This is a genomic window from Paenibacillus peoriae KCTC 3763, assembly GCF_000236805.1.
Lineage (GTDB): Bacteria > Bacillota > Bacilli > Paenibacillales > Paenibacillaceae > Paenibacillus > Paenibacillus peoriae.
Genome location: NZ_AGFX01000017.1, coordinates 1 through 6,311, shown reverse-complemented (window position 1 = coordinate 6,311; position 6,311 = coordinate 1). Strand labels below are relative to the sequence as shown.

Below are 6,311 nucleotides of genomic sequence, written 5' to 3'. Positions count from 1 at the left end.
AATTCATGTTTGGTGGCGATAGCGGAGGGGTTCCACACGTACCCATCCCGAACACGACCGTTAAGCCCTCCAGCGCCGATGGTACTTGGACCGCAGGGTCCTGGGAGAGTAGGACGCCGCCAAGCGATGTCCTTTAGAGGATAATAAAGCTGTACATATTAGGGCCTTTAGCTCAGCTGGTTAGAGCGCACCCCTGATAAGGGTGAGGTCGGTGGTTCGAGTCCACTAAGGCCCACCATTTCTTAATTAATACAACATGATTGGGGCCATAGCTCAGCTGGGAGAGCGCCTGCCTTGCACGCAGGAGGTCAGCGGTTCGATCCCGCTTGGCTCCACCAATATTCCCTGATAGCTCAGTTGGTAGAGCACTCGACTGTTAATCGAGTTGTCACAGGTTCGAGTCCTGTTCGGGGAGCCATATTTTGAATATTTTCGACTTGTATATATAAGGTGGCGGCGTAGCTCAGCTGGCTAGAGCGTACGGTTCATACCCGTGAGGTCGGGGGTTCGATCCCCTCTGCCGCTACTCGGAGAGATACCCAAGTGGCTATAAGGGGACCCTCTGCTAAGGGGTTAGACTGCGAAAGTGGTGCGAGGGTTCGAATCCCTCTCTCTCCGCCACACTTTTAAAAATTCAGAACTTATTTTATAAGGCCCGTTGGTCAAGGGGTTAAGACACCTCCCTTTCACGGAGGTAACAGGGGTTCGAATCCCCTACGGGTCATAATATGGAGGCTTAGCTCAGCTGGGAGAGCATCTGCCTTACAAGCAGAGGGTCGGGGGTTCGATCCCCTCAGCCTCCACCATTGATAATTTAAAAGAAATCCCTTTTACTATCGCGGGGTGGAGCAGTTCGGTAGCTCGTCGGGCTCATAACCCGAAGGTCGTAGGTTCAAATCCTGCCCCCGCAATTAATTTCCTGATGGAAATGCCTCTGGAACTGTGGTGTAGAGGCCTAACATGCCTGCCTGTCACGCAGGAGATCGCGGGTTCGAATCCCGTCAGTTCCGCCATTCTAGTATGTATAATTTAGTAGTACAACATAATATGGCTCGGTAGCTCAGTCGGTAGAGCAGAGGACTGAAAATCCTCGTGTCGGCGGTTCGATTCCGTCCCGAGCCACCTTTCAAGTGGGAATGAGTAATGTGCCGGTGTAGCTCAATTGGTAGAGCAACTGACTTGTAATCAGTAGGTTGGGGGTTCAAGTCCTCTCGCCGGCACCATTTTGGAGGATTAGCGAAGTGGCCAAACGCATCAGACTGTAAATCTGCTCCCTTACGGGTTCGGTGGTTCGAATCCATCATCCTCCACCAGTCTTTTCTTAATCATATGGCGGTCGTGGCGAAGTGGTTAACGCACCGGACTGTGACTCCGGCATTCGTGGGTTCAAGCCCCATCGGCCGCCCTTTATTCTTACTAATGGGGATTAGCCAAGCGGTAAGGCAACGGACTTTGACTCCGTCATGCATAGGTTCAAATCCTATATCCCCAGCCATTAAGAGCCATTAGCTCAGTTGGTAGAGCACCTGACTTTTAATCAGGGTGTCGAAGGTTCGAGTCCTTCATGGCTCACCATTTATAATTATTTTGCGGTCGTGGCGGAATTGGCAGACGCGCACGGTTCAGGTCCGTGTGGGCTAACCCCCCGTGGAGGTTCGAGTCCTCTCGACCGCACCATATTTTGCGGACGTGGCTCAGCGGTAGAGCATCGCCTTGCCAAGGCGAGGGTCGCGGGTTCGATTCCCGTCGTCCGCTCCATTATCCATACGGCGCCATAGCCAAGTGGTAAGGCAAAGCTCTGCAAAAGCTTCATTCCCCAGTTCAAATCTGGGTGGCGCCTTAACACTCATTATGGATTACAATATGCGCCCTTAGCTCAGCTGGATAGAGCGTTTGACTACGAATCAAAAGGCCGGGAGTTCGAATCTCTCAGGGCGCGCCACTTCTTAAAAATGTATAATGTCGGGATGTAGCTCAGCTTGGTAGAGCACCTGGTTTGGGACCAGGGGGTCGCATGTTCAAATCGTGTCATCCCGATACTGATTTGCGGGTGTAGTTCAATGGTAGAACTCCAGCCTTCCAAGCTGGTAGCGTGGGTTCGATTCCCATCACCCGCTTTTTGCTATAGCGGATTCTTGTTGCCTCAGTGGTGACACCTTATAAATAAAGAGAGCCTGTCTGGGGACAGTGCTCTCTCTTTTTTTATATTATATTCTCTAATATAACGATATGATGAATATTGAGGATTTGCGCTATCTGGTGCATATCTCGCAAACAAGTTTGTGGATATACACCGATTGCGATCCAACGGCCGATTTTACACGGGAATGGTGAGCTGGATGGAGGTTCCTTGCTCTGGTACGGAGGTCATGCTCATATATCCTCCTACTCCTCTAGCTCGTTCTTCCATACTAAATAGTCCAACGCCCTCTCCTTGGGATTCTTCAGAGAATCCGATCCCCTCATCCCAGACGCACACTTGTATGGTTTCACCCTGATCTTTTACGTCGACATGTGCTTCTGCTACGTCTGCATACTTGGCTACATTCGTCAATGCTTCCTGTACAATCCGATAAATAGCTATTTCCTTACGGATATCAAGGCGTTTACGCAGGTTACACTGAAAATGGACCTCAATGCCGTAATGCGAGCAAAAGTTTTCAATATAGGTTCGTATGGCTGGTACAACACCCAAATCATCCAGAACTGAGGGACGTAGTTCCCATGCTAGTCCACGGACGTCTTTAATGATGTCGGTTACCTGTGAACGCAGATTTTCCAGAACAGGACTAGGCTGTTCAGCAAGTTGGCTATCTAGTTGAATAATTAGAGAAAACAAGCTTTGTCCGATCCCATCATGCAATTCTCTTGAAAAACGTTTGCGTTCTTCCTCCTGAATTTGCATTACTTGCGTCATCATCGTCTGAAGCTCAGCCTCGACTTTCTTCAGCTTAGTGACCTCATTACGGATCGCTAAATACTGATAGGGTTTGCCCTCCTCGTCCATGAACGGAACGATTGTGGTATTCACCCAGTAATAGCTGTTATCCTTAGCCCGATTGCGTATTTCTCCTTGCCATACCTGGCCTGAGCGTATGGTGGTCCACAGGTTTTTCATGAACGCGGGTGTATGGTAGCCTGAATTAATGAGGCGGTGATCCTGACCGATCAGTTCTTCACGACTGTACTGCGAAATCTCACAGAACTTGTCGTTCACGTACTGAATAATGCCACGATGATCAGTCAAAGCAACGATGGAGGAAGTATCTAATGCAAGTTTCAGGTTGGATAGCTGGTGAAGTGAGTTACGCAGTTCATGGAGAAAAGGGGACTCCGGAATATAAGCTCCCAAATCATTTAGTAACTTATCAGCCGACTCACCAAAAGCGTGCTGCAGTAAAGGATTAGAAGATTCATTCATAGTGCAGCAGCCCCTTTTTAAGTGCAAACTTGACCAGCTCGGGCCGTGTTCTTAAGTTAAGCTTCTCCATAAGATTGCTTTTGTGGGACTCTACGGTTTTGACGCTAATCACCAGGTGCTCGGCAATTTCCTTATTGGCATATCCTTTCGCTATCCATGACAGAATTTCCTTTTCACGCTCGGAAAGGGACTCATAGGGTCCGGCAATGCCTTCCTTGTTGATCTTGTCCAGATATTCACTCATCAGTCGTTTGGTCGCATTTGGGTACAGATAGGCGCTGCCTTCGGCCACAGACTGAATGGCTGCGAGTAATTCCTCGTGAGGTGCACTTTTTAAAATGTATCCTGATGCCCCGGCCTGAATGGCCCGGAATAGGTATTCCTCATCGTCATGCATCGTTAGGATAAGAACTTCAGTATCAGGCAACTGTTTTTTTAATTCAGTGGTTGCTGTTAGACCGTCTTTGCCAGGTGGCATGCTAAAATCCATGAGCACCACATTTGGTTGCAGCTCCACCGCCTTGCGGATCGCCTCATCACCGTCTGCAGCATCTCCTACCACCTTAATGCCGTTTTTGCCGTCCAATAGGGCCATGAGGCCGGAACGTACGACAACATGATCATCCACTACAAGTATACGAATCAATTTGTCATCCCCTCGAACGGTAAAAAAACCGTGCGTTTTGTCATAATCATAGCAAATTTTAGGGATTTCAATCAATATAGTCAGTTGGGTATGTCCATATTCAGCAAATATTTGTTGTTATCTACAAAAGTATGAAGAGGCTTATGAAGTAGAGGGGTGAGCACATAGCTCACCAAGCCGCTGAGCGACTTGAGTTGCCTCGGCTACCTCGGAATCGGTGAACGTTCTTACATAGCGGTTACCAAAAAGCAGCACTCCGTTCGGTAAATTACCTGTGCTGGAAAAGGGAATAGCTATAGCAGAATGAAGCTGTTCAGCCAGCATCAGCGCACATTCCTGGCGCAGACGTATGCTGCCAGGCAACAAAGCACTAACAGTCACGGTACGTCCCAGACGAACCGCCAGCCCGGCAATGCCGTGTCCCACTTTAAAAGAAATAAGACGATAACGATTGCTTCGGCTGCCAGAGACGTAATACCAATGTAACTTACCGCCTCCTGATTTGGACATGAATGCAAGGGCAGTGAGATCTCCATAGATGCGATCCCTTAACTGGTTCAGTTCTTTTCGCATTTCATCCGTTATTTGTAGCATAGAAGACACATCCTTTTTCTTAACAAATTGTAGCTCTAATTATTGTAGTTCCGACAGTTACAAAAGTAAGTCAGGGAACCCCCTGATCTATAGGCGGAGGAAACACTGACTTTTCATAAGACGGGGAAATGAGTAGGATGAAAGCCGATAAATAAGGCGCTGGCCTGCCTGAGAAGTGATATTTATCACAGCAAATCAGGGAGTAGGAAGGTACAAAATCAGGTGTTCTCCCGATAACAACCCATGTGTCAAACCGTTATGATATACATATCAGGTAAACACGAGGAGGACGCTAACATGCAAGCCACTTGTATGGAACGGTTTGGGGACGAGACGGAGCGCACGGGGATTCAGCTTTTTTTGACGGAGGAGTATTTTGAACAGTTGAAAGAAGTTATGTCTTGGAAGAAGGTAAAGGCAGGCGTTATGCTTTTCCGAGAGGGCGATGATGCGGAACAGCTTTATTATATCCATTCGGGTCATGTAAAACTTCGTAAGTCGACAGAAGATGGTAAAGAATTGATTTTGACCATTCAGCATCAGGGCGATCTGATCGGGGAATTCAGCGGGATAGATGGGGAAGAGTATAGTTGCACTGCAGAAACAGCCGATGCGTGCGAACTGGGTGTCGTGCTTGTTAAGGATTTGGAGTTGCTCCTGTCCAAAAATGGAGAGATGGCACTTCAGTTCATCCAATGGATGGCGATGAAGCAACGAATTATGCAATCGCGGTTTCGGGATTTGCTGTTGTATGGTAAAGCAGGGGCGTTGGCGTCTACACTGATTCGTGCGAGCAACACATGCGGGGTAGCAGTGAAGGATGGCATTTTACTGAATATGAAGCTGAGTCACTCCGAGCTGGGTGAGATGATTGGAGCGACACGGGAGAGTGTAAACCGAATGCTAAGCTCGCTGAAGGAGCAGGGAACTCTGGATACACGAGATGGAAAAATCGTCATCCATGATCTCAATGTATTGCGTGCCATGTGCTGCTGCCCTTCGTACGGCCAATGTGCCCATGAGATTTGCCGACTCTAAAACAGATGAATATAAATAAGGCGGAGTCTCTGGGACCCGCCTTGCTTCATGTCTCCTGACAATCTGAACTTATGGCGATTGAATAACATGGATAATAAAAGTGGTAATCAACGCCGGATAGCAAAACTCTTATGGATTTTTCACTGATGTCAGTAAGAGCAGCCTGAGTTGGATCACAGGTCCATAACTAGAGCACCCAGTTGAGGTAGACATACTTGGAACTAAATACATATAGATTTTATCAACCAGGCGTGTTAAAGTAACATTCCAGTCGAATTTGGCTGAGTGAAAGGTTGAATAATTTTAGCCTTTGAAAATAGGGATTATTTACAAGTTGATTTCACTTGCTGAAGATGATACACTATTTTAGCTGACAACAAAACAGCAATTTCGGAAATGAAAACAAGGGCTAATGATTTTGATGAAAAGAAAGAAAATAACCCTTGCATTTTTGAAACGAACATGGTATGATCTTATAGCTGCTGAAAAACGCGGCGAAAAAGAAATGAATGTTTGATCTTTGAAAACTGAACAACGAGTGAGTAATGATTTTGTTCGCAAAATCAACAATGAGATATTTTATCTCGTGTTTCAAAATGAGCTAATCGCTCT

Annotated in this window: 4 protein-coding genes, 21 tRNA genes and 1 rRNA gene; 23 read left to right on the top strand and 3 right to left on the bottom strand. The window is 47.2% G+C overall.

Going from position 1 to position 6,311, the window contains the following annotated elements; translation table 11 throughout:
* Nucleotides 1–8 precede the first annotated feature (8 nt).
* From rrf to KQI_RS0110795, 22 genes are all read left to right on the top strand, one after another.
* A 5S ribosomal RNA gene (rrf, locus tag KQI_RS0110900) occupies nt 9–125 on the top strand.
* Between the two features lie 36 nt (nt 126–161).
* A tRNA-Ile gene (locus KQI_RS0110895) sits at nt 162–238 on the top strand.
* 24 nt (nt 239–262) lie between these two features.
* Nucleotides 263–338: transfer RNA gene (locus KQI_RS0110890), tRNA-Ala, on the top strand.
* 4 nt (nt 339–342) lie between these two features.
* Nucleotides 343–418 (top strand) — tRNA-Asn (locus tag KQI_RS0110885).
* Nucleotides 419–452: 34 nt separating this feature from the next.
* Nucleotides 453–526: transfer RNA gene (locus KQI_RS0110880), tRNA-Met, on the top strand.
* A 3-nt stretch (nt 527–529) separates the two neighbouring features.
* A tRNA-Ser gene (locus tag KQI_RS0110875) sits at nt 530–621 on the top strand.
* 31 nt (nt 622–652) lie between these two features.
* Nucleotides 653–724 (top strand) — tRNA-Glu (locus tag KQI_RS0110870).
* Between the two features lie 6 nt (nt 725–730).
* Nucleotides 731–806 (top strand) — tRNA-Val (locus tag KQI_RS0110865).
* A 31-nt stretch (nt 807–837) separates the two neighbouring features.
* A tRNA-Met gene (locus KQI_RS0110860) sits at nt 838–911 on the top strand.
* A gap of 25 nt (nt 912–936) precedes the next feature.
* Nucleotides 937–1,013: transfer RNA gene (locus tag KQI_RS0110855), tRNA-Asp, on the top strand.
* 36 nt (nt 1,014–1,049) lie between these two features.
* Nucleotides 1,050–1,122: transfer RNA gene (locus KQI_RS0110850), tRNA-Phe, on the top strand.
* Nucleotides 1,123–1,147: 25 nt separating this feature from the next.
* Nucleotides 1,148–1,223: transfer RNA gene (locus KQI_RS0110845), tRNA-Thr, on the top strand.
* A gap of 4 nt (nt 1,224–1,227) precedes the next feature.
* Nucleotides 1,228–1,313, top strand: a tRNA-Tyr gene (locus KQI_RS0110840).
* A 19-nt stretch (nt 1,314–1,332) separates the two neighbouring features.
* Nucleotides 1,333–1,405, top strand: a tRNA-His gene (locus KQI_RS0110835).
* 15 nt (nt 1,406–1,420) lie between these two features.
* Nucleotides 1,421–1,495, top strand: a tRNA-Gln gene (locus KQI_RS0110830).
* Between the two features lie 4 nt (nt 1,496–1,499).
* A tRNA-Lys gene (locus KQI_RS0110825) sits at nt 1,500–1,575 on the top strand.
* 14 nt (nt 1,576–1,589) lie between these two features.
* A tRNA-Leu gene (locus tag KQI_RS0110820) sits at nt 1,590–1,677 on the top strand.
* A gap of 6 nt (nt 1,678–1,683) precedes the next feature.
* A tRNA-Gly gene (locus tag KQI_RS0110815) sits at nt 1,684–1,758 on the top strand.
* A 10-nt stretch (nt 1,759–1,768) separates the two neighbouring features.
* Nucleotides 1,769–1,840 (top strand) — tRNA-Cys (locus tag KQI_RS0110810).
* A gap of 25 nt (nt 1,841–1,865) precedes the next feature.
* Nucleotides 1,866–1,942, top strand: a tRNA-Arg gene (locus KQI_RS0110805).
* Between the two features lie 21 nt (nt 1,943–1,963).
* Nucleotides 1,964–2,037 (top strand) — tRNA-Pro (locus KQI_RS0110800).
* Between the two features lie 9 nt (nt 2,038–2,046).
* A tRNA-Gly gene (locus KQI_RS0110795) sits at nt 2,047–2,117 on the top strand.
* A 200-nt stretch (nt 2,118–2,317) separates the two neighbouring features.
* Here the strand turns inward: KQI_RS0110795 and KQI_RS0110790 are convergent.
* From KQI_RS0110790 to KQI_RS0110780, 3 genes are all read right to left on the bottom strand, one after another.
* Entirely contained in the window at nt 2,318–3,421 is a 1,104-nt protein-coding gene (locus tag KQI_RS0110790) for a PAS domain-containing sensor histidine kinase (protein ID WP_010346785.1), read from the bottom strand.
* On the bottom strand, nt 3,414–4,067 hold the full coding sequence (locus tag KQI_RS0110785; RefSeq protein ID WP_010346784.1) for a response regulator: 654 nt from the start codon (nt 4,065–4,067) through the stop codon (nt 3,414–3,416). Before KQI_RS0110785 ends, KQI_RS0110790 begins: the two co-directional genes overlap by 8 nt.
* Nucleotides 4,068–4,208: 141 nt before the next feature.
* Complete coding sequence (locus KQI_RS0110780; RefSeq protein ID WP_010346783.1) at nt 4,209–4,661, bottom strand: GAF domain-containing protein; 453 nt, start codon at nt 4,659–4,661, stop codon at nt 4,209–4,211.
* Nucleotides 4,662–4,958: 297 nt separating this feature from the next.
* On the opposite strand from KQI_RS0110780, the gene KQI_RS0110775 reads away from it, so the two are divergent.
* Nucleotides 4,959–5,699 (top strand): Crp/Fnr family transcriptional regulator, encoded by a 741-nt coding sequence (locus tag KQI_RS0110775; protein ID WP_010346782.1) that lies wholly within the window; start codon nt 4,959–4,961, stop codon nt 5,697–5,699.
* The last annotated feature ends 612 nt before the right edge of the window (nt 5,700–6,311 follow it).